At 60.9% G+C, this 25,940-nt stretch carries 23 protein-coding genes; 17 read left to right on the forward strand and 6 right to left on the reverse strand.

What is annotated here, in order from left to right; all coding sequences use genetic code 11:
• The first annotated feature begins 123 nt into the window (after window positions 1-123).
• The 16 genes from ftsW to GOW31_RS00930 all read left to right on the forward strand — a co-directional run bounded on the left by ftsW (window position 124) and on the right by GOW31_RS00930 (window position 16,938).
• Window positions 124-1,287 (forward strand): putative lipid II flippase FtsW, encoded by a 1,164-nt coding sequence (gene ftsW, locus GOW31_RS00855; protein ID WP_152458661.1) that lies wholly within the window; start codon window positions 124-126, stop codon window positions 1,285-1,287.
• Entirely contained in the window at window positions 1,287-2,384 is a 1,098-nt protein-coding gene (locus GOW31_RS00860) for a UDP-N-acetylglucosamine--N-acetylmuramyl-(pentapeptide) pyrophosphoryl-undecaprenol N-acetylglucosamine transferase (RefSeq protein WP_171167221.1), read from the forward strand. Before ftsW ends, GOW31_RS00860 begins: the two co-directional genes overlap by 1 nt.
• A complete protein-coding gene (murC, locus tag GOW31_RS00865) occupies window positions 2,381-3,790 on the forward strand; it encodes a UDP-N-acetylmuramate--L-alanine ligase (protein WP_171167222.1) in 1,410 nt (469 codons plus the stop codon). Before GOW31_RS00860 ends, murC begins: the two co-directional genes overlap by 4 nt.
• 76 nt (window positions 3,791-3,866) lie before the next feature.
• A complete protein-coding gene (locus GOW31_RS00870) occupies window positions 3,867-4,115 on the forward strand; it encodes a DUF2484 family protein (protein WP_171167224.1) in 249 nt (82 codons plus the stop codon).
• Window positions 4,112-4,378: a DUF2484 family protein gene (locus GOW31_RS00875; protein WP_171114920.1), complete on the forward strand. Its 267-nt coding sequence runs from the start codon at window positions 4,112-4,114 to the stop codon at window positions 4,376-4,378. Before GOW31_RS00870 ends, GOW31_RS00875 begins: the two co-directional genes overlap by 4 nt.
• A gap of 24 nt (window positions 4,379-4,402) precedes the next feature.
• Complete coding sequence (locus GOW31_RS00880; protein WP_152458656.1) at window positions 4,403-4,696, forward strand: hypothetical protein; 294 nt, start codon at window positions 4,403-4,405, stop codon at window positions 4,694-4,696.
• Complete coding sequence (gene murB / locus GOW31_RS00885; protein WP_171167226.1) at window positions 4,693-5,619, forward strand: UDP-N-acetylmuramate dehydrogenase; 927 nt, start codon at window positions 4,693-4,695, stop codon at window positions 5,617-5,619. The genes GOW31_RS00880 and murB overlap by 4 nt, the downstream gene beginning before the upstream one ends.
• Before the next feature lie 108 nt (window positions 5,620-5,727).
• Complete coding sequence (locus GOW31_RS00890; RefSeq protein WP_171167228.1) at window positions 5,728-6,645, forward strand: D-alanine--D-alanine ligase; 918 nt, start codon at window positions 5,728-5,730, stop codon at window positions 6,643-6,645.
• Window positions 6,633-7,640: a cell division protein FtsQ/DivIB gene (locus GOW31_RS00895; RefSeq protein WP_152458653.1), complete on the forward strand. Its 1,008-nt coding sequence runs from the start codon at window positions 6,633-6,635 to the stop codon at window positions 7,638-7,640. Before GOW31_RS00890 ends, GOW31_RS00895 begins: the two co-directional genes overlap by 13 nt.
• An 8-nt stretch (window positions 7,641-7,648) precedes the next feature.
• A complete protein-coding gene (ftsA, locus tag GOW31_RS00900) occupies window positions 7,649-8,983 on the forward strand; it encodes a cell division protein FtsA (protein WP_170344711.1) in 1,335 nt (444 codons plus the stop codon).
• A complete protein-coding gene (locus GOW31_RS00905) occupies window positions 8,970-9,389 on the forward strand; it encodes a hypothetical protein (protein WP_171167231.1) in 420 nt (139 codons plus the stop codon). The genes ftsA and GOW31_RS00905 overlap by 14 nt, the downstream gene beginning before the upstream one ends.
• A 348-nt stretch (window positions 9,390-9,737) precedes the next feature.
• Window positions 9,738-11,342, forward strand: coding sequence for a cell division protein FtsZ (gene ftsZ / locus GOW31_RS00910; protein WP_171167232.1), 1,605 nt, complete (start codon window positions 9,738-9,740; stop codon window positions 11,340-11,342).
• 213 nt (window positions 11,343-11,555) lie between these two features.
• On the forward strand, window positions 11,556-12,476 hold the full coding sequence (lpxC, locus tag GOW31_RS00915; protein ID WP_171114933.1) for a UDP-3-O-acyl-N-acetylglucosamine deacetylase: 921 nt from the start codon (window positions 11,556-11,558) through the stop codon (window positions 12,474-12,476).
• A gap of 126 nt (window positions 12,477-12,602) precedes the next feature.
• On the forward strand, window positions 12,603-13,466 hold the full coding sequence (locus GOW31_RS00920) for an outer membrane protein assembly factor BamD (protein WP_171114936.1): 864 nt from the start codon (window positions 12,603-12,605) through the stop codon (window positions 13,464-13,466).
• Window positions 13,467-13,502: 36 nt separating this feature from the next.
• Window positions 13,503-15,152, forward strand: coding sequence for a DNA repair protein RecN (gene recN / locus GOW31_RS00925; RefSeq protein ID WP_171167234.1), 1,650 nt, complete (start codon window positions 13,503-13,505; stop codon window positions 15,150-15,152).
• A gap of 100 nt (window positions 15,153-15,252) precedes the next feature.
• The gene (locus GOW31_RS00930; protein WP_171114940.1) at window positions 15,253-16,938 is read left to right on the forward strand and encodes a chloride channel protein; all 1,686 of its coding nucleotides are present in this window, start codon (window positions 15,253-15,255) and stop codon (window positions 16,936-16,938) included.
• 3 nt (window positions 16,939-16,941) lie between these two features.
• On the opposite strand, the gene GOW31_RS00935 is transcribed toward GOW31_RS00930, so the two are convergent.
• The 5 genes from GOW31_RS00935 to cobS form a co-directional block, all read right to left on the reverse strand.
• Complete coding sequence (locus tag GOW31_RS00935) at window positions 16,942-18,309, reverse strand: DUF3179 domain-containing protein (protein WP_171167236.1); 1,368 nt, start codon at window positions 18,307-18,309, stop codon at window positions 16,942-16,944.
• A 93-nt stretch (window positions 18,310-18,402) separates the two neighbouring features.
• Window positions 18,403-18,744, reverse strand: coding sequence for a DUF427 domain-containing protein (locus tag GOW31_RS00940; RefSeq protein WP_152458645.1), 342 nt, complete (start codon window positions 18,742-18,744; stop codon window positions 18,403-18,405).
• A 63-nt stretch (window positions 18,745-18,807) separates the two neighbouring features.
• Window positions 18,808-20,598, reverse strand: coding sequence for an aminopeptidase P family protein (locus tag GOW31_RS00945; RefSeq protein ID WP_171167238.1), 1,791 nt, complete (start codon window positions 20,596-20,598; stop codon window positions 18,808-18,810).
• A 150-nt stretch (window positions 20,599-20,748) separates the two neighbouring features.
• Entirely contained in the window at window positions 20,749-22,626 is a 1,878-nt protein-coding gene (gene cobT / locus GOW31_RS00950) for a cobaltochelatase subunit CobT (RefSeq protein WP_171167240.1), read from the reverse strand.
• A gap of 121 nt (window positions 22,627-22,747) precedes the next feature.
• Window positions 22,748-23,734 carry a cobaltochelatase subunit CobS gene (gene cobS, locus GOW31_RS00955; protein WP_152458642.1) on the reverse strand — a complete coding sequence of 329 codons (987 nt, stop codon included), beginning with the start codon at window positions 23,732-23,734 and terminating at the stop codon, window positions 22,748-22,750.
• Between the two features lie 454 nt (window positions 23,735-24,188).
• Here cobS and GOW31_RS00960 point away from each other — a divergent pair, with 454 nt between their 5' ends.
• A complete protein-coding gene (locus GOW31_RS00960) occupies window positions 24,189-25,076 on the forward strand; it encodes a Hint domain-containing protein (protein WP_171167243.1) in 888 nt (295 codons plus the stop codon).
• A 160-nt stretch (window positions 25,077-25,236) separates the two neighbouring features.
• Here GOW31_RS00960 and GOW31_RS00965 read toward each other — a convergent pair whose 3' ends face one another.
• Entirely contained in the window at window positions 25,237-25,830 is a 594-nt protein-coding gene (locus GOW31_RS00965) for a hypothetical protein (RefSeq protein ID WP_171167245.1), read from the reverse strand.
• Window positions 25,831-25,940: the final 110 nt, after the last annotated feature.

The following is a 25,940-nucleotide window of genomic DNA, read 5'->3' on the forward strand; positions in this document are numbered from 1 at the left end:
GGCCTGGAAGGTCGATTTCTGCCTTGTGGCTTCATCCTACTAGCCCAAACACAAAAATCCCTGTAGAGTCTTAACCAGACCCCGAAAACGGGGCGTTGACGAGGCAGAGAGTGGCGGTATCTCATGACTGAGATGGTGTATGGCGCGGTCCAGGACCAGCGCGGAGAACCGATTCTACCGAAATGGTGGCGCACAATCGATCGCTGGACGATGTCCTGCGTTCTGATCCTGTTTGCCATCGGTCTTTTGCTGGGGCTGGCGTCTTCGCCACCGCTGGCCGGGCGAAACGGGTTCGATCCGTTCCATTATGTCGAACGTCAGGCCATCTTCGGCGGATTGGCGCTGATTGCGATGCTTCTGACCTCGATGATGTCGCCGACGCTGGTGCGCCGTTTGGCGGTGCTGGGTTTCCTGGGGGCCTTCGTGGCACTGGTTTTCCTGCCCGTGTTCGGGACCGATTTCGGCAAGGGCGCGGTGCGCTGGTATTCGCTGGGGTTCGCCTCGCTTCAGCCGTCCGAGTTTCTGAAGCCCGGCTTCATCGTCGTTGCTGCATGGCTGCTGGCGGCCTCACAAGAGATCAACGGCCCGCCCGGGCGGATCTGGTCATTTGCCCTGTGCATGGCGATTGTCGGCATGCTGGTGATGCAACCTGATTTCGGTCAGGCCTGCCTGATCCTGTTCGGCTGGGGGGTGATGTATTTTGTCGCCGGGGCGCCGATGCTGCTGCTGGTCGGAATGGCCGGGTTTGTTGTTCTGGGCGGTATGTTCGCCTATTCCAATTCTGAACACTTTGCCCGCCGTATCGATGGCTTTCTGAATCAAGAGGTCGATCCGACCACCCAGTTGGGCTATGCCACCAACGCCATCCGCGAAGGGGGGCTGTTCGGCGTCGGCGTGGGTGAGGGGCAGGTCAAGTGGTCGCTGCCGGACGCGCATACCGATTTCATCATCGCGGTCGCGGCCGAGGAATACGGCCTGATCCTGGTGCTGATCATCATCGCGCTTTATTCGTTGGTCGTGGTACGTTCGTTGCTGCGCCTGATGCGGGAACGCGACATGTTCATCCGTCTGGCGGGCACCGGTCTGGCCTGCATGTTCGGCGTGCAGGCGATGATCAACATGGGTGTTGCGGTTCGTCTGTTGCCCGCGAAGGGCATGACGCTGCCTTTTGTCAGCTATGGCGGCTCATCCCTGATTGCAGGGGGTATTGCGATCGGAATGCTGCTGGCCTTCACCCGAACCCGCCCACAGGGCGAGCTTGGCGAAATTCTGCGCGGACGAGGATAATGGGGACTCCATACCTGTTGATTGCTGCTGGCGGGACCGGGGGGCACATGTTCCCGGCTCAGGCGCTGGCCGAGGCGATGCTGAACAAGGGCTGGCGCGTGCGCCTGTCTACCGACCCGCGCGGCGCCCGCTATACCGGTGGTTTCCCGCACTCGACCGAGATCGTCGAGGCATCATCGGCTACATTCGCGCGTGGCGGTCTGGCGGCCAAGGCCATGGCCGGCCCCAAGATAGCCGGTGGCGTGGCTGCCATGGTGTTCCAGATGATGCGGGACAAGCCCGACGTCGTTGTGGGTTTCGGCGGGTATCCCTCGATCCCGGCGCTGAGCGCTGCGACCATGCTCAAAATCCCCCGCATGATCCACGAACAGAACGGGGTGCTGGGGCGTGTGAACCAGTTGTTCGCCACCCGCGTCGCGCAGGTGGCCTGCGGTGTGTGGCCCACGGACCTGCCCGAGGGCGCACATGGCATCCACACCGGCAACCCGGTCCGGTCCGCCGTTCTGGACCGCGCTGCGGCCGGTTACATTCCGCCGGGTGATTATCCGATGTCGGTCCTTGTCATGGGCGGGTCGCAAGGCGCACGCATCCTCAGCGATGTGGTGCCCGGTGCCATCGCCGCACTGCCCGAAGAAATCCGCACTCACATCCGCGTGGCACATCAGGCCCGGGACGAGGATGGCGAGCGCGTCACAGCCTTCTACAACGAACACGGCATCCGCGCCGACGTGCAGCCCTTCTTTGATGATGTCCCCCGTCGCATGTCGGATGCCCAACTGGTGATCTCGCGGTCTGGCGCGTCCAGTGTTGCCGATATCTCGGTCATCGGGCGCCCGTCGATTCTGATCCCCTTTGCCGCCGCCGCCGGAGATCACCAGACAGCCAACGCACGGGGCTTGGTGCAGGCGGGCGGGGCCATCATGATCCCGGAAAAGGCTCTTGACGTTCCCGCGCTGACACAGCAAATCACCACGGTTCTCACGAACCCCGACGCCGCACAGAAAATGGCCCATGCCGCCTTGTCCGTCGGGGCACCTGACGCCACCGAGCGTCTGACCGCTCTTGTCGAACAATTGGCGCAGAAGGAGACCACATGAACCCAGCAACCAAACTGCCGCAGGACGTAGGGCCGATTCACTTTGTGGGGATCGGCGGGATCGGAATGTCAGGTATCGCCGAGGTGCTGCTCAATCTGGGGTACCAGGTGCAGGGCTCGGACCTGAAGGCATCGAAGATCACCGACCGGCTGGCGAGTCTGGGGGCCGAAATCTTTGTCGGTCAGCGCGCGGAAAACCTTGAAAACGCGGCCGTTGTGGTGGTCTCGACCGCGATCAAACCGGGCAACCCCGAGCTTGACGGCGCCCGTGCCCGCGGCCTTCCGGTGGTGCGCCGGGCTGACATGCTGGCCGAACTGATGCGGCTGAAATCCAACATCGCCATCGCCGGGACTCACGGCAAGACCACCACGACCACGATGATGGCCGAGCTGATGGTCGCCGGCGATTTCGACCCGACCGTGATCAACGGCGGCATTATCCACGCCTATGGCTCGAACGCGCGGATGGGGCAGGGCGAATGGATGGTTGTCGAGGCGGACGAGTCCGACGGTTCGTTCAACCGACTGCCTGCAACGATCGCCATCGTCACCAATATCGACCCCGAGCATATGGAGCATTGGGGCGATTTCGACACCCTGCGGGATGGGTTCCACGAATTCGTCTCGAACCTGCCCTTCTACGGGCTGGCCGTCTGCTGCACCGACCATGCCGAAGTGCAGGCCCTCGTGGGCCGTATCACCGACCGCCGCGTGCGCACCTATGGCTTCAACGCGCAGGCCGATGTGCGGGCCGAGAACCTGACCTACAAGGGCGGCGTCGCGCATTTCGACATTCACCTGCAATACGAAGACAAGGTGATCGAAGGCTGCACCCTGCCGATGCCCGGCGACCACAACGTCTCGAACGCTTTGTCCGCCGTGGCCGTTGCCCGCCATCTGGGAATGAAGGCCTCGGAAATTCGCGACGCGCTGGCCAATTTCGGTGGCGTCAATCGCCGCTTTACCAAGGTCGGAGAAGTCGACGGTGTCACCATCATCGACGACTATGGCCACCACCCCGTTGAAATCACCGCAGTCCTGAAGGCCGCGCGACAGGCGACCGAAGGTCGCGTGATCGCCGTGCACCAGCCGCACCGCTATTCGCGCCTGTCCAACCTGTTTGACGATTTCTGCACTTGCTTCAATGACGCCGACGTCGTGGCCATCGCCGATATCTTCGCCGCCGGAGAGGACCCGATCGAAGGCGCATCGCGCGACGATCTGGTGCAGGGCCTGATCCGTCACGGCCACCGCCACGCCCGCGCGCTGTTTGACGAAAACGATCTTGAGCGGCTTGTGCGCGAGCAGGCCCGCCCGGGCGATATCGTCGTCTGCCTCGGGGCCGGTACGATCAGCACCTGGGCCAATGGTCTGCCTGAGAGATTGCAACGAAAACAAGCTGTTTGACTTCTCTTCTGTTTGGTGCACAACCTGAAAGTGTAAAAAGTTGCCCGCAGCCGCCGCATGTCCTCGGAGGGGACAGATGGACTATTCGATGATCCTTGCCGCCCTTTGGGTGATCTGCGCCACGATCGTGGCGTTCTTGCCGATGCGAATGCAGTTTCCGCCGGGCGTGACCCTGCTGATCTGCGCTCCGGTTCTGATCGTCTGGCTGGGTTATGATCACGGTTGGTTCTGGTCGGTTTTCGCCTTCGGCGGATTCGTTTCGATGTTCCGCAACCCCATCCGGTATTGCTGGCGAAAATGGGCGCGCGGGGAGGTCATGGAATGAACTGGTCCATCGCCCTTGCCGGTCTGTGGGGTGTTTCCGCGAATCTGCTGGCAATGATCCCGAGCAAAGACAACCACTGGACACGCGCCTATATCCTGATCGCCGTGGGCATTCCGATTCTGGGGTATGTCACCTATCAGAACGGCCCGTGGATCGGCTTGCTGGTGCTGGCCATGGGTATGTCCGTGCTGCGCTGGCCAGTGATTTATCTGACCCGTTGGACAAAGATGAAAATGCAGGGCATGAAGGCGGCTGACGAATAACCGGCCAGTTTCAGGAGGTCCGCCATGGCGTCCGTCGCCACATTTGCCTATCTGCCAATTCTTTCTTTCCTGCTAGGTGCCGCCGCCGGTTTCACGGCGGGCCGTTGGCTGGGCCTGCGCGGCTTGTTGTGGCTGATCGGTCTGGCCTCGGCCGTCGGGCTGGCGTTGATCGTGGTGCTGGCCGGTATTGGCACCGGCGAAGAAGAACAGGCGTTCGGCCCGCTGGTCTGGCTGACCGCCGGCGTTCTTCCCTTTCTGTTCGCTGCAATCATGGGCGGTGTGGGCGGACGCAGCCTGGCGGTGCGTGCAGACGCATGACAACGTTTCCCGTTCCGAAAGGGCGCCTGTCTCGGGCGCGGCCTCTCTCTGAGCTCACATGGCTTCGCGTCGGCGGCCCGGCCGATTACCTGTTCCAGCCTGCCGATATCGAAGACCTGCAAGCCTTCCTGCGGGAGCTGCCTGCAGAAACCCCGATCTTTCCGATGGGCGTCGGTTCGAACCTGATCGTTCGGGATGGGGGGCTGCGGGCCGTAGTGATCCGGCTGGGGCGCGGGTTCAACGCGATCTCGGTTGACGGCAACACGGTTACGGCAGGGGCTGCGGCGCTGGATGCGCATGTTGCGCGCAAGGCGGCAGATGCCGGTGTCGACCTGACCTTTCTGCGCACCATTCCGGGCTCGATCGGCGGCGCGGTGCGGATGAACGCGGGCTGTTACGGCAGCTATACGGCGGATGTTCTGCGCAAGGCCACGATTGTCACCCGGCAAGGCGCGCTTGTGGACCTGACGCCCGAAGACTTGAACTTTCGCTATCGCCAGACCGACCTGCCGGAAGGCGCAGTGCTGATTTCGGCTGTGTTCGAGGCCCCTTCAGGCAATCCCCAAGATCTCCATGCCCGTATGGCGGCGCAGTTGAAAAAGCGCGACGAAACCCAGCCGACCAAAGATCGCAGCGCGGGGTCGACCTTTCGCAATCCAGCCGGGTATTCTTCGACCGGGCAGGCGGATGACGTGCATGACCTCAAGGCGTGGAAAGTGATCGACGACGCCGGAATGCGCGGCGCGACGCTTGGCGGTGCGCAGATGAGCCCGAAGCACTCGAATTTCCTGATCAATACCGGCTTGGCCACCGCTGCCGACCTCGAAGGTCTTGGCGAAGAGGTGCGAAAAAAGGTTTACGAAACAAGCGGCATCACGCTAGAGTGGGAAATCATGCGGGTCGGTGATCCGCTGACAGAATAAAGCCCCAACCGTCAGACCATAACAGGCAAATTCAGGCGACGGATCAAAGGCATAAACGCAGTACGGACCACCACATAAGGTCCGGGGACATTGAGGCGCACATTGGGTATGTCGAGCAGGACAAACCCCAAAGTGGCGGTATTGATGGGTGGACCCTCGGCGGAACGCGAGGTGTCTCTCAGCTCTGGGCGCGAATGCGCGGCCGCCCTTGTGGGAGAAGGCTTTGAAGTGGTCGAACTGGACGCAGGTCCCGACCTCTGCGCGCGCCTTGTGGACATCAAACCGGATGTGGTTTTCAACGCCCTGCATGGCCGCTGGGGCGAAGATGGGTGTGTGCAGGGCCTGCTGGAGTGGATGCGTATCCCTTACACCCATTCCGGTGTGCTGGCCTCGGCGCTGGCAATGGACAAGCAGCGCAGCAAAGAGATTTACCAGACCGAAGGGCTCCCCGTCGTGCCGAGCGTGATCGTGCCCAAGGTCGAGGTGGTCGAAGTTCACGTGATGGAGCCACCCTATGTGGCCAAGCCGAACAACGAAGGCTCCAGCGTTGGGATTTACATCGTCCACGAAAATGCCAACGGCCCGCCGCAGCTGGACGAGGCGATGCCCGATCTGGTGATGGTCGAGAAATACGTGGCAGGCCGCGAGTTGACCGTGACCGTGATGGGCGACCGCGCCCTGACCGTGACCGAAATCATGACAGATGGCGGCTGGTACGACTATGACGCCAAGTACAAGCCCGGCGGCTCGTGGCATGTCCTGCCCGCCGACATCCCGCAGGACATTTTCGACCGCTGCATGGACTACGCTGTGCGGGCGCATAACGTGCTGGGATGCAAGGGTGTGTCCCGCACGGATTATCGCTGGGATGACAGCAAGGGTGCCGATGGGTTGTTCCTGCTGGAAACCAATACCCAGCCCGGCATGACGCCAACCTCTCTGGTCCCGGAACAGGCCGCTCATCTTGGAATGACATTCGGCCAGCTCTGCGCCTGGATGGTGGAGGACGCCTCATGCGACCGCTGACCGCCAGCCGTTCACTGGAAATCCACCGCAGCAAACCACTTGCGGGGCCGGATGCCGATTTCGCCTCGGCCGACACGGACTCGCACGAGGCCGAACCGCTTTTGCGCCTGCGCGGTGCGCGTGTGTTTTCCCGCTCCGCAAGACGCAGTGACCCTGCGCCGTCCCGTCTCAGCTATCGGCTGCAACGCTGGATGCTGACGCCGGGCATTCGCCTTGGTGTCAAGGTGGGCCTGCCGATCTGCGCCATCGCTGCCGCGCTTGGCATCTTTTTTGCCTCGCAGGACCGTCGCGACGCACTTGCCGCTTATATCGCCGATGTGCGCACTTCGATTCAGGAACGCCCCGAATTCATGGTCAACCTGATGGCCATCGATGGGGCCGGAACCGACCTGTCCGAAGACATCCGCGAAATCGTGCCGCTGGATTTCCCGATCAGTTCCTGGGATCTGGATGTGGAACAGATCCGCGACACGATCACCGGGCTGGACCCGGTGAAATCCGCAACCGTCAGAATCCGCCCCGGAGGCATCCTGCAAGTCGATGTGGTGGAGCGGCAGCCCGTGATCGTCTGGCGAACGCGCGAGGGGCTTGAACTGCTGGATGAGACAGGCGCGCATGTCAAGGAAGCCACTTCTCGCAAGGACCACGCCGATCTGCCGCTGATCGCAGGGACGGGCGCCGACGATCACGTTGGAGAAGCGCTGGAGCTTCTGCGGACTTCGCGCAGCCTGGGCAACCGCGTGCGCGGCTTGGTGCGCGTGGGAGAGCGGCGCTGGGATCTGGTGCTGGACCGTGGTCAGCGCATCATGCTGCCGACCGAACGCCCGGTGCGTGCGCTGGAACGCGTGCTTGCCGTGAACGAGGTGCAGGACCTTCTGGAACGTGACGTGGCCGTGGTCGACATGCGCCTAGGGCAGCGTCCGACCATCCGAATGACCAAAGCCGCCAGCGAAGACTGGTGGAACACAAAAGTGACAGTGAGTAACGGGCAGTAACGACCATGATGACCGATCTTTATCAGTCCCAACGTGCCATGCGTCAGATGCGGCGACAGGCTTTGCAACGCGGTGTGATTGCGATTCTGGATGTGGGCAGCTCGAAAATCGCCTGTCTTGTGCTGCGCTTTGACGGAACCGGTCGGCTGAGCGAGGACAATACCATCGGTTCCATGGCGGGGCAGACGGGTTTTCGCGTCATCGGTGCCGCGACCACCCGGTCGCGGGGTGTCCAGTTCGGCGAAGTCACAGCCATGCAGGAAACCGAACGTGCCATCCGCACCGCGCTTCAGGCCGCACAGAAGATGGCCGACATCCGCGTCGACCATGTGATCGCCTGTTTCTCGGGCGCGAACCCGCGCTCTTACGGGCTGGATGCGCAAGTCGATCTGGACGGTCAGATCGTGACCGAGGCCGAAGTGGGCCGGGTTCTGAACGCTTGCGACGTGCCGGATTATGGTGACGGGCGCGAAGTGCTGCATGCTCAACCGGTGAATTTTGCGCTCGACAACCGGTCTGGCCTGATCGACCCGCGCGGGCAGATGGGCCAGAGCCTTGCGGTCGACATGCATATGCTGACCGTGGATTCGTCAGCGATCCAGAACATCGTGCGCTGTATCAAGCGCTGCGATCTTGAACTCGCGGGTATTGCCAACTCGGCCTATGTCTCGGGCATCTCGGCGCTGGTCGAAGACGAGCAGGAACTGGGCGCGGCCTGTATCGACATGGGCGGCGGCACCACAAGCGTGTCGATCTTCATGAAAAAGCACATGATCTATGCCGATTGCGTGCGCATGGGCGGCGATCACGTGACCGCCGATATCTCGATGGGCCTGGGTGTGCCTGCCGCCGTGGCGGAACGGATCAAGACATTCAATGGTGGCGTTCATGCCACCGGGGCCGACGACAGGGATATGATTGATATCGGTGGTGATACCGGCGACTGGGAACACGACCGCCGCACCGTCAGCCGCGCTGAACTGATCGGCATCATGCGCCCGCGTGTCGAGGAAATTCTTGAAGAGGTCCGCGTCCGGCTGGACGCCGCCGGGTTTGAACATATGCCAAGCCAGCAGATCGTGCTGACCGGCGGCGGCAGCCAGATCATGGGGCTGGACGGGTTGGCCACGCGCATCCTCGGTCAGCGCGTTCGCTTGGGCCGCCCCTTGCGCGTGCATGGCCTGCCGCAATCAGCCACCGGGCCCGGGTTCTCGTCCGCTGTCGGCCTCAGCCTGTTTGCGGCCCATCCTCAGGATGAATGGTGGGATTTTGAAATCCCGGTCGACACCTATGCCGCGCGCCCGTTCAAGCGCGCCGTACGGTGGTTCCGTGACAACTGGTAGAGTCCTGCGCGGGGGTGCTCTGTGCGCGGCGCTGCTGCCTGGCTGGGCCTCGGCCCAGACCATGATCACGCCCGAGGCGTTTCTGGACGCGGCGGTCGGCAAAACTTTGACATTCTACGAAATCCGCAGCGGTGGCCTGGTGGGAACCGAACAATTCCTGAACCGCCGCATGTCGGTCTGGCGCGAAGAGGGGCAGGGCTGTGTCTACGGGCAGATCACGACGCCAAACGGCCAGTTGTGTTTTCTGTATGACAATGACCCGGACGGCATTCCGGTCTGTTGGTGGCCGTTTTTGCATGAAGGTCGTTTGATGGTGCGGCTTGCCTCATTCGTCGATGGGGAAATACAGGAAGTGCGATCCATGACGGACCGCGGCCTGGACTGTCCAAATGCTCCGCTCAGCTAAAGAAACCGGTTGCAGCATGTCGATTTATCCCTCAAGATATCCACAAGGCCCGAAAGAGGCCTCGCGGCAGGACCTGAGCAGTTTTCCGCAGTGTAGATGACAGTTGATCAGAGCGCGATGAACGAATGTGTCCTCGCGTTCATGCCGGTTGTCTAGTGATGGTCGCCGTTGTTTCCGCTATATCTGGCATGACCTGCGAAATGCCGCCGGTTTCTGCCTTATTTCCTCCATATTTTGTGGGAAAACGCGATTTTTGACGTGACCTTTTGGCATCAGGCCGCTAGAATCGACCAAGGATAGGTAAGAAAAACACCGCTTTGGCGGGACATAAATACAGGCGGACAGAGCATGACATTGAATCTTTCGATGCCCGGGCACGACGAACTGAAGCCTCGGATTACAGTATTTGGCGTTGGCGGTGCAGGCGGGAACGCCGTCAACAACATGATTGAAAAACAGTTGGACGGCGTTGATTTCGTGGTCGCCAACACCGACGCGCAGGCGCTGCAACAAAGCCAGTCTTCGGCGCGGGTGCAACTGGGCGTGAAGGTCACCGAAGGTTTAGGGGCAGGGGCCCGCCCGACCGTCGGCGCGGCCGCCGCCGAGGAAAGCATCGAACAGATCGTGGACCACCTTGCCGGTGCGCATATGTGCTTCATCACCGCCGGTATGGGCGGCGGTACCGGAACGGGCGCCGCTCCGATCATCGCGCAGGCCGCGCGTGAGCTGGGTGTTCTGACCGTCGGTGTCGTCACCAAGCCCTTCCAGTTCGAAGGCGCCAAGCGGATGCGCCAGGCCGAAGATGGGGTTGAGGCGCTGCAGCAGGTTGTCGACACGCTGATCATCATCCCCAACCAGAACCTATTCCGTCTGGCCAATGAAAAGACCACCTTTACCGAGGCGTTCTCGATGGCTGACGACGTTCTGTATCAGGGCGTCAAAGGCGTGACCGACCTGATGGTGCGCCCCGGCCTGATCAACCTCGACTTTGCCGACGTTCGCGCCGTGATGGACGAGATGGGCAAGGCGATGATGGGCACCGGCGAGGCAACAGGCGAAGACCGCGCCATCCAGGCGGCGGAGAAGGCCATTGCAAACCCGCTGTTGGACGAAATCAGCCTCAAGGGCGCCAAAGGCGTGCTGATCAACATCACCGGCTCGCACGACCTGACCCTGTTCGAGCTGGACGAAGCCGCCAACCGCATCCGCGAGGAAGTGGACCCCGAGGCCAATATCATCGTCGGCTCGACGCTGGATACCGCTATGGAAGGCGGAATGCGCGTGTCGGTTGTTGCGACCGGCATCGACGCCAGCGAAAAAACGACCGAAGTCCCGGTGGCGCGCCGTTCGATGTCCGAACCGCTGACCCGCACGGTTTCGGCTGAAGAGCATATTCAGGAAGAAGCCCGGGTGGTTGCCGACGCAGCAGAGCCCGTCCCGCAGCCGGAAGAAAACCGCGAACCTTCGCTGTTCGAAGCCGCTGAAGAGCCAGCGCAGCCGCAATTCCAGCCGCGCGACGAGCGTGACGAGGATGGCCTGCCGCCGCCCGCTTATCAGCCGCGTGTGGCCGAATTCGAGCCGCAGCCCGAGCATGTTGAGCCCGCGCCCGAGGCATTTGTGGCACCGCGCGGACATGCTGCTGGCACCCCGTCGCCCGAAGCATTGCAGCGTTTGCAGGCCGCTGTGCAGAAGGTTCCGTCGGCGCCACAGCGACCGGCAGCGCCCCGCCAGCCCGAAGCGGTTTCGCAACAGGAACCCGAGGAGCGGTCGCGTTTTGGCTTCAATCGTCTGATCGATCGGATGACCGGTCATGCCTCGGATACACCGGCCCAACCGCCGCGGCAGCAGCCCGTTTTGCGACAGTCCGAGGCGACCGCGCCGCTTCAGGAAGAGGCCGATCCGGATCAGGACCGCATCGAAATTCCGGCCTTCCTGCGCCGTCAAGCCAACTGATCGCGGTAACAAAATCCACTCAAGGGGCTGCCATTTGGCGGCCCTTAATCGTTTATTAACAGTATCTTGCAGGCATGTAAGCAGGGTTTTGCCGATCTGTTACATACATGTTTCAATCGGTTGCAAAGAGTGAGTTGAGCCTTGACGCGGGCTTCCTTAACTCAGTGTCCAACACGGCCCAAGCAGGCTGGACACTACTCACCGAGGCCCATTTTGCAACATACGCTCAAATCTCCGGTCACGTTTAAAGGCGTCGGGCTGCACAGCGGCAAGCCGGCGACCATGGTCCTGAAACCGGCGGCGGCTGGTCATGGCATCTGGTTCAAGCGGACGGATATTCAACTGGGCGACGCGATGATCCCGGCGATCTACTATGCGGTTGAACGGACCCCGCTTTGTACGCGTCTGGTGAATGATGCCGGTGTTTCGGTTTCCACCGTCGAACATATCATGGCTGCATTGGCCGGATGTGGCGTGCATAACGCACTTGTCGAGATCGACGGTCCCGAAGTTCCGATCATGGACGGCTCCTCGATTGACTTCGTGCGTGGCATTATGGCCCGGGGCGTGCGCCGTCAGGCCAGCCCGGTATTGGCCTATGAGGTTCTGAAAACCGTCACCGCATCCCGCGAAGGCGCGAGCGCCAGCCTTGCGCCCGCTGACGGGCTGATCATCGACTTCCATATCGATTTCGAAGACGGTGCCATTGGCAGCCAGAGCAAAACGCTTGATATGCGCAACGGTTCCTTCGCGCGTGAACTCAGCGATTGTCGCACGTTCTGCCGTCGCACGGATGTCGAGGCGATGCGCGAAAACGGGTTGGCCTTGGGCGGCACGCTTGAAAATGCCGTGGTCGTTCAGGGCGTCGAAGTTCTGACACCGGGCGGTTTCCGCCGGGTCGATGAGGCCGTGCGTCACAAGATGCTGGATGCTCTGGGTGATCTCTATTTGGCTGGTGGGCCGATTTTGGGTCACTTCACCGGAAACAAGTCGGGTCATTCGCTGACCAACACTTTGCTGCGCAACCTGTTCGAAACGCCGGGCGCCGTACGTCCGGTACTGTGCACGCCGGGACAGGCCGCACGCCTGCCGGGGCAGGGGCTTGTTGTCAACGAAATTCCCGAAGTGGCCTGATCAGATCAACTCTGACGACATTTGCGCCAGAAGTCGCATAAGGCGTTTTGCACCGGAATTTTCTGTGCTAGACCATGGCTCAAATCGGGGCAAACCCCATTAAGCAAGACGACAAGGATGGGCGGTATGGTTGGCAGCAAAGCGGCAGTCAGATTCGCGGGTGCGATTCTTCTGGCAGCAGTTTTGACGGCATGCGGCAACGCCGGCGGCCTTTTTGGCAACAAGGGCGCGGACCGTGAACAGAACCTGGAAGGGTTCACGCCGGAACAGATCTATACCCGAGGTGAATACGAACTGTCGCAGAATCGCTCGGACGACGCGGCGTGGTATTTCTCGGAAGTAGAACGTTTGTATCCGTATTCGGACTGGGCCAAGCGCGCGCTGATCATGCAGGCGTTTTCGTTCCATTCGGACCAGAATTACGAAGAAAGCCGCGCGGCGGCGCAGCGTTATATCGATTTCTATCCGACGGATGAAGATGCTGCTTATGCGCAGTATCTGCTGGCGCTCAGCTATTATGATCAGATCGACGAAGTCGGGCGTGACCAAGGCCTGACCTTCCAGGCGCTGCAATCTCTGCGGACCGTGATCGAGGTCTATCCCGACAGCGAATACGCCACATCGGCGGTTCTGAAGTTCGATCTGGCCTTCGACCATCTGGCGGGCAAGGAAATGGAGATCGGGCGCTACTACTTGCGTCAGGATCACTATATTGCCGCTATCAACCGGTTCCGTGTTGTGGTCGAAGACTTTCAGACCACATCCCACACCGCCGAAGCACTGTATCGTCTGGTCGAGGCCTATCTGTCGCTTGGCCTGCTGGACGAAGCGCAGACCGCAGGTGCCATTCTTGGCTACAACTACCAGTCCTCGGAATGGTATGACGATGCGTACAAACTGTTGACCTCTCGCGGGCTTGATCTCAAGAGCCGCGGTAACAACTGGCTCAGCACGATTTATCGTCAGACCATCAAAGGTGAATGGTTGTAATCGCGATGGCCTTTGGTCCGGGACGCTGAAGACCACATGCTGCGCGCCCTTGATATCCGCGATATGCTGATCATCGACCGGCTGGAATTGAGCTTTCAGCCGGGCTTGAACGCACTGACCGGCGAGACCGGCGCGGGCAAATCGATTCTGCTGGATTCGCTTGGCTTCGTGTTGGGCTGGCGAGGGCGCGCGGAACTGGTGCGGCAGGGGGCCGCGCAGGGTGAGGTCGTCGCCGAATTCGAACTCTCTGCCGATCATCCCGCACATGCGATTCTGGCCGAAGCCGGTCTGCCGGGGGGCCAGGAACTGATCCTGCGCCGCGTCAACACGGCCGAGGGGCGCAAGACCGCCTGGGTCAATGACCGCCGCTGCTCGGGCGAAGTTCTGCGGGCGCTGTCCGAGACTCTGATCGAACTGCACGGACAGCATGATGACCGCGGTTTGCTGAATCCACGTGGTCATCGGGCGATGCTGGACGAATTCGCACAGGTTTCGGAGCAGCTGACAAACGTGCGAACCGCCTGGGCCGCGATGTCCCGTACCCGCAAGGCGCTGGCCGAGACCGAGGCCGCTCTGGCTGCCGTCCGCAGCGAGGAAGAATTCCTGCGTCACGCGGTCGCCGAACTTGACCAGCTTGACCCGCAACCCGGTGAGGATGCCGAGCTGGATGCCCGCCGCCGCATGATGCAAGGGGCCGAGCGGATTCGCGACGATGTTGCGCGTGCCTTTGCCCTGTTGTCCGGGGACGGGGCGGAAGGGGCCATGTCCGACGCCATCCGCTGGCTGGAAGGCGTCTCGGACAATGCGGGCGGCCAGTTGGAAGAACCGATAGCAGCGCTCGGGCGCGCGATGATCGAGTTGGGCGAGGCGCAGGATGGCGTGAATGCCTGCCTTCAGGCGCTGGACTTCAACCCGGCAGAATTGGAACAGGCCGAGGAACGCCTGTTTGCCATCCGTGCGCAGGCCCGCAAACATGACGTGGCCCCGGATGATTTGGGTTCGTTTGCCGACACTCTGCGTGACCGGTTGAACCGGTTGGAGGCAGGGGATGCCGACCTGGCAGACAGGCGAGCAGACGTGGACGCGGCGCAACGGGCCTATGACGCCGCCGCAGCCGACCTCAGCGCTGCGCGCAAGGCCGCCGCCGGGCGGCTTGACGCGGCCGTCATGGCGGAACTGGCCCCGCTCAAGATGGAACGCGCCGTATTCCAGACCGAGATCACCCCGGCCGAACCCGGCCCCGAAGGCACCGACGCGGTGGCCTTCACCGTGGCCACCAACCCCGGTGCGCCGGCGGGGCCGCTGAACAAGATCGCCTCGGGGGGTGAGCTCAGCCGCTTTCTGCTGGCCCTCAAGGTCTGCCTGTCTGGCGACGACAGTGCCCGGACGATGATCTTTGACGAAATCGATCGCGGTGTCGGTGGGGCAACCGCCGATGCGGTCGGGCGCAGGCTGGCGTCGCTGGCGCAGGGCGGGCAGGTTCTGGTTGTCACCCATTCCCCTCAAGTCGCCGCACGGGCGGCGCATCACTGGCGGGTGCAGAAACAGGTTACTGACGGACAAACCCTGTCCACCGTCATTCCTTTGGCCGAACCGGATCGGGTGGACGAGATCGCGCGCATGGTGGCCGGCGACACCATCACCGAAGAAGCCCGTGCCGCCGCCCGGGCTCTGTTGCAGGCCTGATGCGGCGATGGCGTGAATTGGTGCTCACACTGTCGCTATCTCACTTTTATATGGACGCTCCGTCGCTTACTAAGGGTTAAGTGATGATCCCCGAGGGCCAATGACCCAATCGACCCGCACCGTTCTGCGCAACCAGTTCAACCAGGCTCTGGCCGCGATCAAGGATGCGTGGCGGGTCATGCTGCGCCGGGGGCCAAGCCAGATCCAGTTCTGGTTCATTGCGCTGGCCATCGGGATCGCGGCCGGTTTCATGGCCCTTGGCTTCCGCAAGGCCATCCGCGCGCTGCAAGCCTATCTTTACGATACCGATGACATCCTGCTGCTGCACAGCCACGCCGAGAAACTGCCATGGTTCATGGTTCTGATCATTCCCATCTTCGGTGGCCTGGTCGTCGGCATCATCCTGAACCGGTTCACCAATGACGGCCGCGTCCGGTCGGTTGCCGACGTGATCGAAGGTTCGGCCATCACCGACGGGCGGGTCGAGGTCAAGGCGGGCATCGCGTCGTTCTTCGCCTCGCTAATCACGCTCAGTTCGGGCGGGTCAACAGGCCGCGAGGGGCCGGTGGTGCATATGGCCGGAGTGATTTCCACATGGGTCAGCAACCGCATACACGCGGACGGGATCACGGGACGTGACCTGTTGGGATGTGCCGTTGCCGCGGCCGTGTCGGCCAGCTTCAACGCCCCCATTGCGGGGGCCTTGTTCGCGCTCGAGGTCGTGCTGCGCCATTTCGCCGTTCACGCATTTGCCCCGATCGTCATCGCCTCGGTCGCGGGAACGGTGATCAACCGGCTGGAATATGGCGACGTTACCGAGTTCACGCTGGAGACGCCGGGATCGCTGCAATTCTATGTCGAGCTTCCGGCCTTCCTGATCCTGGGCCTGATCTGCGGACTTGTCGCGCTGCTGCTGATGCGGTCGATTTTCTTTGCCGAGGATATTGGCAGCCATATCCAGAACCGCCTGTCGATTCCGGCCTGGCTGCGCCCTGCGGTGTCCGGGGCGATGCTGGGGCTGATGGCGATCTGGTTTCCGCATATCATCGGCGTGGGGTACGAGACGACAATTCGCGCCCTGACCGGTGATCTGGTGCTGACCACGGCCATCCTGTTTGCGGTGATCAAAACGGTTGCGGTGGCGATTACCATGGGCGGGCGCATGGGCGGTGGGGTGTTCTCTCCGTCTCTGATGGTCGGGGCGTTGACCGGGCTGGCCTTCGGTCTGATCGCCACCGGGTTGCTGCCGGATGTGTCGGGCACGCATACGCTTTATGCCTTTGCCGGAATGGGCGCCGTGGCTGCGGCGGTGCTGGGCGCGCCCATCTCGACCACTTTGATCGTTTTTGAACTGACCGGCGATTGGCAGATCGGCCTTGCCGTGATGGTAAGCGTATCCATGTCCACGGCCTTGGCCTCGCGCCTGGTGGACCGGTCTTTCTTCCTGACCCAGCTGGAACGGCGTGATGTCCACCTGGCCGCGGGGCCGCAGGCTTATCTGCTGGCAATGCTTCGCGCCGGAGCCGTGATGCGCCCGCTTGGGGATCCGCGGTCGATCACGAAGGAAGAGGCGCAGGGGCTGATCGACCAGGGCCTGTGCATTCAGGCCAGCGCCACGCTGGAAGCCGCCATGCCCTATTTTGATCGTGACGACATCCCCTGCATTCCGGTTGTCATTCTGGAAAACGACGGCTCTGAAACACCGGTTGGGGCGCTCTATCACGTCGATGCGCTCAAGGCATATAACAGGGCGCTTGCGGCCACGGCTGCCGAAGAGCATTCCTGAGTTTCACTCACCATACACGCTGGCTGCGTCGCCCAAATAATTGTCCCACGCAAACCAAAAGGAAACATGACCGGCGACTCGTGGCAAACGCGTTCCATCCGGCCCGATCAAAGCCTCTTCCGTGACGGTCCAACCGTTCCCCGCGCTATCCTGCAACCCGCCTTGCGTCGCCCGGAACGCATGCGTTTTTCGCTCATAGGCCCGCACGCTGCGCTCTTTGGGATCGCCAATCAGAACCAGAGGTGTCCGACCGATTGCATCGTTGATCACCGGTTTGCCCTTGAACGCATCCAGAGGCCAGGCGCGGGCTGCACCAAACTGGCGCACGGCAAAGATGTAATCCTTCTGCCGATGCCGGGACTGATCCACAACCGCCGGGAACATCAGCTCGCTCGAGGCGAAATAGTCGCGATAAACCACCCCTGATCCGTAATTGCGCCGATGCCCGGTGTTCAGCGACAGAACACGGGTTTTGGGATGCGAGGTCCTCCAGCTGTCCCATGTCGTGATCACCACAGGGCGCTGTTTCAACGTGATGCCGCTGTTCGCCAAAGGCCCCACAACAGGCCTGCCGGTATACTGGTTCCACAGCGAATGCGTCTCTCGGTCAAACATCAGCTTGTTCGAACGATAGAGGAAACCTGACGACCCGAAAATAAACGGCTTTCGCCGCCCCGCCACCTGGGTTTCAAACAAGATGCCCGACCCGCAAAGCGTGCAATAGGCCAGCGCCACGGGCACGCCACCGATCACCTCGTTGAACATCTCATGCCAGCCCATGATCCGCAGGGGATAGGCGCGTTCATCCCCGTTGATGGCCACGCCGAATACCAGATCATCGCCCTTCAGATACCCCGCATTCGAAGCAGAGATCAGGGTGGGATTGTCCAGAGACGGAATGCCATCCTTGTACACACCGCCCCAGGCGATCTCTTCCAGGCGGATCTTCATCTTGTCGCGTTGCAGATATTCGGGCCGCAGGAACAGATCGAAGTTCGGGTCGATCCCCAGAAGAACCTCGCGCTTGAACGGGATCAGCGACGGATGAGGGACAATCTGCGGGTTTCGTTCTTGCCACAGCATCCACTCGAACCAGTCATTGCCATGGCGCTGCCCGGTCAGGGCCTCCATCACCTCAACAATCTCATCCCGTCGCCTGTCGGCATAACGCATCGCAGTCAGCAACCCGGCCACGACATCCGGCTGGCCACGGTCCTTAAGATACGCCATCTGCGCCTCAAACGCGGTCCGACGCCCGCTCAGCGTGCTGCGCAACGCGTCCAGAACCGGATCCTGCTGCGCCCACAGCACACCGGGTGCCATTGCACCAGCCCCGATCATCCCAGCAAAACCGCGACGTGAAATCGACATGAAAGCCTCCGGTGTTACCCCGGAGCAAGTGTGCCGCAAATGCCGTTCACGTGCATGCCACAGCTGCGTGAGGTGGGCGCGGGGGGGCTGGCGTTAGATCTGCTCCACCTTCACCGATTCAGCCGGGTAGAATGCCAGATGGTCCTTGATCTCGGCCACTGCCTGAATCGGATCCTCATAGCTCCAGACCGCGTTGTCTGTCACGGATGACTTGTTGACGATGGAAAAATGCGTCGCGTCGCCCTTGCCGGGGCAGTGGGTCACCTTGTCGGTCCGATCTAGAAACGCCATCGCAATATCGTTGCGCGGGAAATAGATCACCGGATCCTTGTCGCCTTCAAGCAGTTCCAGCGCGTTGTTCGTTTCGCCCAGGATCGCACCGCCCGAGCGGACGGTCCATTTGCCCGGCGCTTTCCGGATCGTGATCTCAGCCATTCCTCTTCCTTCCGTCGTCGTATCAGGGCCACCCCTCTGCCTGTTTTATGTAACAGACCAGTGTCAGATTGGGGCAGTTGCGGCATCCAACCACAGTTGTGCGTCATGTCCCAGCCTTGGGCGGATTTTTTCCGCAACGTCGCGGTGATAGGCATTCAGCCAGTCGCGTTCGTCGGTCGTCAACATATCGGCCATGATCAGTCTGCGGTCAATTGGTACATAGGTCAGCGTGCGCCAGTTCAGCATCGCGCGTTCGGCATCGCCACCGGGAAGCAGAGGAGCGTCTTCCACCACCACAAGGTTTTCGATGCGGATGCCAAAGGCGCCTTCCCGGTAATACCCGGGTTCGTTTGACAGGATCATGCCGGGTTGCAGCGGTACATGGCTGACTTTGGACAGCCGTTGCGGCCCTTCATGCACGCTCAGATAGGCGCCGACCCCATGTCCGACCCCATGGTTGAAATCCTGTCCCGCAGACCACAGCGGCACGCGGGCCACACATTCGATATCCCGCCCGGCAAGGCCCGCAGGCCAACGCAGCATCGACATGGCAATCATGCCCTTCAGCACCCGGGTGAAGCAGGTTTTTTCCTCGGTTCCGACGTCACCGATGGCGATGGTTCGGGTGATGTCGGTGGTGCCGTCCAGATACTGCCCGCCACTGTCCAGCACCAGAATATGGCCGTTTTCCAGGCGACTGTCGGTCTCTTCCGTCACGCGGTAATGCATGATCGCGCCGTTCGGACCCGTGCCTGCAATGGTATCGAACGAGATGTCCTGAAGCGCATTGTCCTTGCGCCGGTTTTCTTCCAGCCGGGTGACAACCTGTGTTTCGGTCACGCTGCCCGGGGCTTGCTGGTCCAGCCAGCATAACGTTTCGATGACCGCCACCGCATCGCGCAAATGCGCCTCGGCGCTGCCTGCGATTTCAGCCGCATTCTTGCAGGCTTTGGGCAGGGCGCAGGGATCGCCGCCATCCGTCATCGCGTCGCCCAGCGCATCGGCCACGATCTGAGGTACCGAAGCGGCATCCACCTGCACCGGACCGGCCAGAGCCGCAACCGCATCCAGAAAATCGCCCACAGCGCGCAAGGTCACCTGAGAGCCCAGATGATCCCGTACCCCGGCCAGTTTTTCTGCCGCCATGAACAGATCGACCTGACCTCCTGCATGAAGAATGGCAAAGCCGTGGGCCACCGGGTTATAGGCGATATCCGACCCACGGATATTCAATAGCCACATGATGGAATCCGGCAGGGTGATCACCGCTGCCTTGTGCCCGGCCCGTCGAAGGTCTTCGGCCAGACGGGCGATCTTGCTGTCCGCACCTTCCCCGGCAAATTCGATCGGATGCGCCTTGACCGGGTTCATCGGCGGTGCGGGTTGATCGACCCAGATCCGGTCCACAAGGTTTTCGCATCTCACCAGTTCGATGCCCGATCCATCCAGATCACTCAATGTGCCGGAAATCTGCCCCGCCGCGTGCAGCCACGGGTCAAATCCGATCTTGCCGCCGTTGGGCAATTGCTGTTTCAGCCAGGCGCTCAGGCTTACCTCGGGCCAGGGGACCGGGGTGAAATCTGCGGCAACTTGTGCCTTGACTTGGGTGCGATACCGCCCGTCGATGAAAACTCCGGCCACGTCGCGCAGGGCGGCGCAAAACCCGGCCGAGCCCGTGAACCCGGTCAGCCAAGCCAGACGTTCATCGCGCGCTGCGACATACTCTCCCTGATGCGCATCCGCCCGCGGGATCAGAAACCCGTCCAGCCCTTCTTGCACCATCTGTTCGCGCAAGGCGGCCAGCCGCGGTGGCCCCTGTTCCGGGCGGGCGGTCACTTCGAAGGATTGGAACATGGGCGGCCTCATTCACAGCATTTGAGCGTGACCCTGAGGCGCATTTCAAAAAATGTCCAGACGGGAACACCCCGCCTGAACAGGCCGATGATCAGCAACGAAAAACGCGTCGCCCTCGGGGAAATTGGCCCGCTGGGCAGAAGATCAGCCTCAGCCGGCCTTTCTCATCCCCATGACCCGCGCCCGCGCCCGCGGGTCGCTGTCAAACAGAGCTGCCAGTTGTTCGGTCATCGCGCCGGCCAGTTGCTCTACGTCGGTAATCGTCACCGCCCGGTCGTAATACCGGGTCACGTCATGGCCGATCCCGATGGCCAAAAGTTCGACCATCTTGCGCTTTTCGACCATCGCGATCACGTCACGCAGGTGTTTTTCCAGATAGTTGGCCGGGTTCACGCTCAGTGTCGAATCATCGACCGGCGCACCGTCCGAGATCACCATCAGGATCTTGCGTTGCTCGCGCCGTGCCAGCATCCGGCGATGTGCCCATTCCAGGGCTTCACCATCGATGTTTTCCTTCAGCAGGCCCTCTTTCATCATCAGCCCCAGATTGGGCCGCGCACGACGCCAAGGGGCGTCCGCGCCCTTGTAGATAATGTGGCGCAGGTCGTTCAGACGGCCCGGCTGCTGCGGGCGGCCATCGTTCAGCCATGCCTCACGTGCCTGACCGCCTTTCCACGCCCGCGTGGTAAATCCCAGAATTTCGACCTTTACGTTGCACCGCTCCAGCGTCCGCGCGAGAACATCCGCGCAAATGGCCGCGATTGAAATCGGACGACCCCGCATCGACCCCGAATTATCCAGCAACAGCGTCACCACTGTGTCGCGGAACTCGGTGTCTTTTTCGACTTTGAAGCTCAGTGGTGTGGTCGGGTTTGCCACAACGCGCGCCAATCGGCCCGCGTCCAGAATGCCTTCCTCGCGGTCGAATTCCCAGCTGCGATTCTGCTGCGCCTGCAAGCGGCGTTGCAGCTTGTTGGCCAGACGCGATACCGCCCCTTTCAAGGGCTCCAGCTGCTGATCCAGATAGGCCCGCAGACGTTCCAGCTCGGCCGGTTCCGCCAGATCCTCGGCGGCGATCTCTTCGTCATGGGTGTCCAGATAGACTTTGTAATCCGGATCCGCTTCGGATGCGGGCGGCGGGGCAGGCGGCTCCAGCGGCGCCTCGCCATCCGGCATCTCAGCCTCGTCGCCCATCTCGTCTTCGGCCATTTCGTCCATCGAGACCTGGGCCTGAGACTGATCCTGCTGCTCTTCCTGCGTCTGCTCAGGTGTTGCGTCCGCGTCCTGTTCGTCCTGATCATCCTGACCGGTGCTGTCGGGATCGGGCTGTTCTTCGGCGTCTTCCTCGGCCTGGTCTTCCTGCTCGTCGTCCAGCTCATCGGGGTCATCCCCAAGCTGGTCGCCATATCCCAGATCCTTGATCACCTGACGGGCGAATTTGGCAAACTCCGCCTGATCCGAGAGAATCTCGTCCAGATTCTCCAACGTCCCGCCCGCTTGCTCTTCGATGAATCCACGCCACAGGTTCATTATGTTTTCGGCAGCAGGCGGAAGATCACGCCCGGTGGCCAGATGCCGGATCAGGTAGCCTGCCGCAACCGAAAGAGGTGCATCGGCGGGTTGCTTGCACTGATCATACCCACGCCGGATTGCTTCATGCCCGATCTTGACGTCAATATTGCTGGCGGTGCCCGGCATGTCCCGCGCGCCCATCGCCTCGCAGCGGGCGGTCTCCATCGCCTCGTACAGATCCCGCGCCATATCGCCCGGGGGCGCATAGCGCGCATGGGTCGCGTCGTCATGATACTTGCGATGCAATGCCAAGGCGTCCGCCGTGCCACGCGCCAACAGCACCTCTTCACGCGTCATCCGACGCGAGACCTGAGGCAGCCGCATCGACTCGCCCGTCATGCCCGAAGGGTCCACTGTATAGGTCACCGACAGTTCGGGATCATCAGCCATGACCTTGGTGGCCTCGGCCAAGGCCTTCTTGAACGGATCGGCGGGGTTGTCGTTCTTCTGTGCCATGTCCTTAAGCCCTCATAGTACTGGCCTGCCCGGCGTCGAAAACAGTAACGGATCCGTCTTCATCTGGCCAAAAATATCCCCGCCGGAGGCATTGCGCCCGCTCCGGGCGCAATTCGGGTGCTTACCCCAAGCTCGCACTCGCGGCGCTTTCAGGCAACTCCTCATCGAAGCAGCGCTGATAGAACTCGGCCACGGTCTGGCGCTCCAGCTCATCGCATTTGTTCAGGAAGGACAGGCGGAACGCATAGCCCACGTTGCGGAAAATCTCGGCGTTCTGAGCCCAGTTGATGACGGTCCGCGGGCTCATGACGGTGGACAGATCGCCATTCATGAAGGCGGTCCGTGTCAGGTCGGCGACGGTGACCATCTGGCTGACGGTCTTGCGGCCCTCGGCGGTGTTATAATGCGGCGCTTTCGACAGAACGATCATCGTCTCGGCGTCGTGGCTCAGATAGTTCAGGGTCGACACCAGCGACCAGCGGTCCATCTGCGCCTGGTTGATCTGCTGCGTGCCGTGATACAGGCCCGTGGTATCGCCCAGACCGACCGTGTTGGCGGTGGCAAACAGGCGGAAATTCGGGTTCGGGGTGATGATCTCGTTCTGATCCAGCAGGGTCAGCTTGCCGTCATGCTCCAACACACGTTGGATCACGAACATCACGTCTGCGCGGCCCGCATCATATTCGTCGAATACGATGGCAACCGGGTTGCGCAACGCCCAGGGCAGGATGCCTTCGTGGAACTCGGTCACCTGCTTGCCGTCGCGCAGTTTGATCGCGTCCTTGCCGATCAGGTCGATCCGGCTGATATGGCTGTCGAGGTTCACACGCACGGCGGGCCAGTTCAGACGGGCAGCGACCTGTTCAATGTGGGTCGATTTGCCGGTGCCGTGATAGCCTTGGATCATCACACGACGGTTATGGGAAAAGCCCGCCAGAATCGCCAGCGTGGTCTCCGGATCGAACTTGTAGGTATGATCGATCACCGGCACTCGGTCGCTGCGCTCGGCGAAACCCTTGACCGCCATGTCGCTGTCAATGCCGAACACGTCACGGACCGAGATATCCTCGGTAGGTTTTGCGTTGATATCGATCGATCCGTCAGCCATGCGCCTAGTCCTTATCCTTTGGCCCGTTCACCGGGTATGAACCCGTGTGTGGTGCAACATATTGCGGGCAAGGGCAAGGGAAAGCGAAAGGCGCCCAGAGGTGCGCATGTTTTTCTTGCAAACTGGCCCTATCGTTGCGCGTGGGGTGTCATTCCAGATTGATGACCCACGCTACGATTTGGCACCTCGCGTTAACAAGCTTTGAGGCCGATTGCGCATAACCCAGAAGTCCTCGGTGAAAGGCTGGCAACAACCTTTGCGCCTCGTTCAAATGCAAACATTAACATACTATCATTGAAATGCTTCTTCGGCGCGTTAACATGACTTTTAAATGTGGTTTTTGGCGTTCTTTGTGAGTTTGTGAGGTCTGTGGTGTTCTGTTCAGTCAACACACGGAGGGAACATGTTCGTTGCGAGTTTCCTTTTGGTCCAACCTGCTTAGCGGACACAACGTATGTCGTTTGATGTCTTACTTCATTCGGTCAACACAAGCGGGCAAGGCGACTTGATCGTACAAAACAGGACCGAACCAGCCATTGTCTCGGGTCAAACAATTTCGATCAACGGTGGTCCGTTCCTACCCTATACATACCTTGGTCAAGGTAACTACAAAGGTACCGGGGAATCTGGCGAATTCATTCAGGTCGGTACTGGCACCTATGCCTGGGACACCAACAACCCCACCGGGCCAATGACAACCGGAAACTGGCAAATCACAACCGGAGATCTTGATCCAAACAATCCGCCCTGTTTTGTTGCTGGAACCCTGATCGAGACCGAGGCCGGTCCACGCCCGGTCGAGAACCTGATGATCGGTGACAGAGTTTGCGTGTCAGGTGGGAAAACGCTGCCGATTTTGTGGATCGGGAAAAAAGTGCTGAGTGCACAAACACTGGCTTTGCAACCAAAATTTAGACCCGTTCGCATTCGGCGCGACGCGATTTGCAAGGGTCAACCCAACCAGGATGTTTTTGTGTCCCCGCAACATCGGATCATGCTGGAAGGCTGGCGCGCCGAGTTGTTGTTCGGACAAGATCGGGTCTTTGTTGCGGCAATCCACTTGGTGAATGACGGAACAATTCAGCAGGTGCACACAGGTGAAGACATCACATATTACCACATTGCCTGCTCTCGACACGCGGTACTGCACTCGCAGGGGCTACGTAGCGAAAGTCTTTTTCTGGGCGACACAGCGCTGAAGTCTTTCTGTCGTGAAGACGTCGAAGAACTGCTCGCACTGTTCCCCGAATTGCGTGACGGCACTGCAGAGTCGCAACAAACTCGCTTAAGTTGTTTGAAGCGCCGGGAAGCAATTGCATGGCGAAGCTCATACCCGGACTAAAGCGCGAATAGTTGTAATCCGAACCGCCCCTGGTTTGATCCCTGGCCTCAACAAACCCCTTCAAATGTGTTCTGTCGGATCAGTTGCCTTAGGCAATTTCTCAGTGCAGCACCGTTGTGATGGCCTTACACATCTGTGCCTTGGGTCAACTGTTGCTTGACTATAGCGAAAACCAAAGCTCGTCTTTGCGAAAGCCACCTTTTACCAGACGGTCAGCTTTCAACACATCCGGAAACTCGTCTACCCAATCCCGAAACCGGTCATTTGTGACGATGCGTGCCTTGCTATCCCGCGCCGCCTGCAAGATCAGCGGGTCCGCAGGTGTCCCTTTGGGGGCCACCATGACCTGCTTGGATCGTAGGCCCAGGGCGCGGCTCAGCTTCCGGTCGTCCATATAGTGGCCTTCGACTTTGTACCCGACATTCGCATCGAACATGACGCCCGGTTTGAACCCTGCGCGCTTCAACGTCTCAAGGACCTTCTTCAACGTGTCCAGATCCGGGGAGCCGTCTTTCCAGTGCATGACGTTCGAGCCGTCCACGATGATCCATGTATTGGCCCGGCGCCACCTGAACCAGGCCCGTATGAACAGGATTGTGCTGGCCATCACGCAAATCAGCGCCAAAAGGAACAACCAATCCGCGTCAGTCGGAATGAAACTGGCAGCGATGAGCCCGCTTAGCGAGACGAGCAACAGGCAAATGGATGTGCGCACGAAACTGATCCCTGGAAACTCCTGTCCCAAATCCTCCATCACTTTCGTGTGGAATGAAACAGGGTTCCATACGGAACTTGCGCAGTTTTTTCAGGTTGTGTCGTCTGCGGCACCCAACCATTCAGGCAGAGCGCGCCGCGAACGCAAAG

The sequence above is a fragment of the Ruegeria sp. HKCCA0370 genome, from assembly GCF_013033705.1.
Lineage (GTDB): Bacteria > Pseudomonadota > Alphaproteobacteria > Rhodobacterales > Rhodobacteraceae > Ruegeria.

Bases quoted from the DNA above. Each gene is read 5' to 3' on its own strand.
- GOW31_RS00965 (WP_171167245.1), bottom strand. From the start codon at position 25,830: ATGGAGGATTTGGGACAGGAGTTTCCAGGGATCAGTTTCGTGCGCACA.
- GOW31_RS00870 (WP_171167224.1), top strand. From the start codon at position 3,867: ATGGACTATTCGATGATCCTTGCCGCCCTTTGGGTGATCTGCGCCACG.
- GOW31_RS00880 (WP_152458656.1), top strand. From the start codon at position 4,403: ATGGCGTCCGTCGCCACATTTGCCTATCTGCCAATTCTTTCTTTCCTG.
- GOW31_RS00930 (WP_171114940.1), top strand. From the start codon at position 15,253: ATGACCCAATCGACCCGCACCGTTCTGCGCAACCAGTTCAACCAGGCT.
- recN (WP_171167234.1), top strand. From the start codon at position 13,503: ATGCTGCGCGCCCTTGATATCCGCGATATGCTGATCATCGACCGGCTG.
- ftsW (WP_152458661.1), top strand. From the start codon at position 124: ATGACTGAGATGGTGTATGGCGCGGTCCAGGACCAGCGCGGAGAACCG.
- murB (WP_171167226.1), top strand. From the start codon at position 4,693: ATGACAACGTTTCCCGTTCCGAAAGGGCGCCTGTCTCGGGCGCGGCCT.
- GOW31_RS00945 (WP_171167238.1), bottom strand. From the start codon at position 20,598: ATGTTCCAATCCTTCGAAGTGACCGCCCGCCCGGAACAGGGGCCACCG.
- cobS (WP_152458642.1), bottom strand. From the start codon at position 23,734: ATGGCTGACGGATCGATCGATATCAACGCAAAACCTACCGAGGATATC.
- GOW31_RS00940 (WP_152458645.1), bottom strand. From the start codon at position 18,744: ATGGCTGAGATCACGATCCGGAAAGCGCCGGGCAAATGGACCGTCCGC.
- GOW31_RS00935 (WP_171167236.1), bottom strand. From the start codon at position 18,309: ATGTCGATTTCACGTCGCGGTTTTGCTGGGATGATCGGGGCTGGTGCA.
- GOW31_RS00920 (WP_171114936.1), top strand. From the start codon at position 12,603: ATGGTTGGCAGCAAAGCGGCAGTCAGATTCGCGGGTGCGATTCTTCTG.
- ftsA (WP_170344711.1), top strand. From the start codon at position 7,649: ATGACCGATCTTTATCAGTCCCAACGTGCCATGCGTCAGATGCGGCGA.
- GOW31_RS00895 (WP_152458653.1), top strand. From the start codon at position 6,633: ATGCGACCGCTGACCGCCAGCCGTTCACTGGAAATCCACCGCAGCAAA.
- ftsZ (WP_171167232.1), top strand. From the start codon at position 9,738: ATGACATTGAATCTTTCGATGCCCGGGCACGACGAACTGAAGCCTCGG.
- cobT (WP_171167240.1), bottom strand. From the start codon at position 22,626: ATGGCACAGAAGAACGACAACCCCGCCGATCCGTTCAAGAAGGCCTTG.
- GOW31_RS00960 (WP_171167243.1), top strand. From the start codon at position 24,189: ATGTCGTTTGATGTCTTACTTCATTCGGTCAACACAAGCGGGCAAGGC.
- GOW31_RS00860 (WP_171167221.1), top strand. From the start codon at position 1,287: ATGGGGACTCCATACCTGTTGATTGCTGCTGGCGGGACCGGGGGGCAC.
- GOW31_RS00890 (WP_171167228.1), top strand. From the start codon at position 5,728: ATGTCGAGCAGGACAAACCCCAAAGTGGCGGTATTGATGGGTGGACCC.
- murC (WP_171167222.1), top strand. From the start codon at position 2,381: ATGAACCCAGCAACCAAACTGCCGCAGGACGTAGGGCCGATTCACTTT.
- GOW31_RS00875 (WP_171114920.1), top strand. From the start codon at position 4,112: ATGAACTGGTCCATCGCCCTTGCCGGTCTGTGGGGTGTTTCCGCGAAT.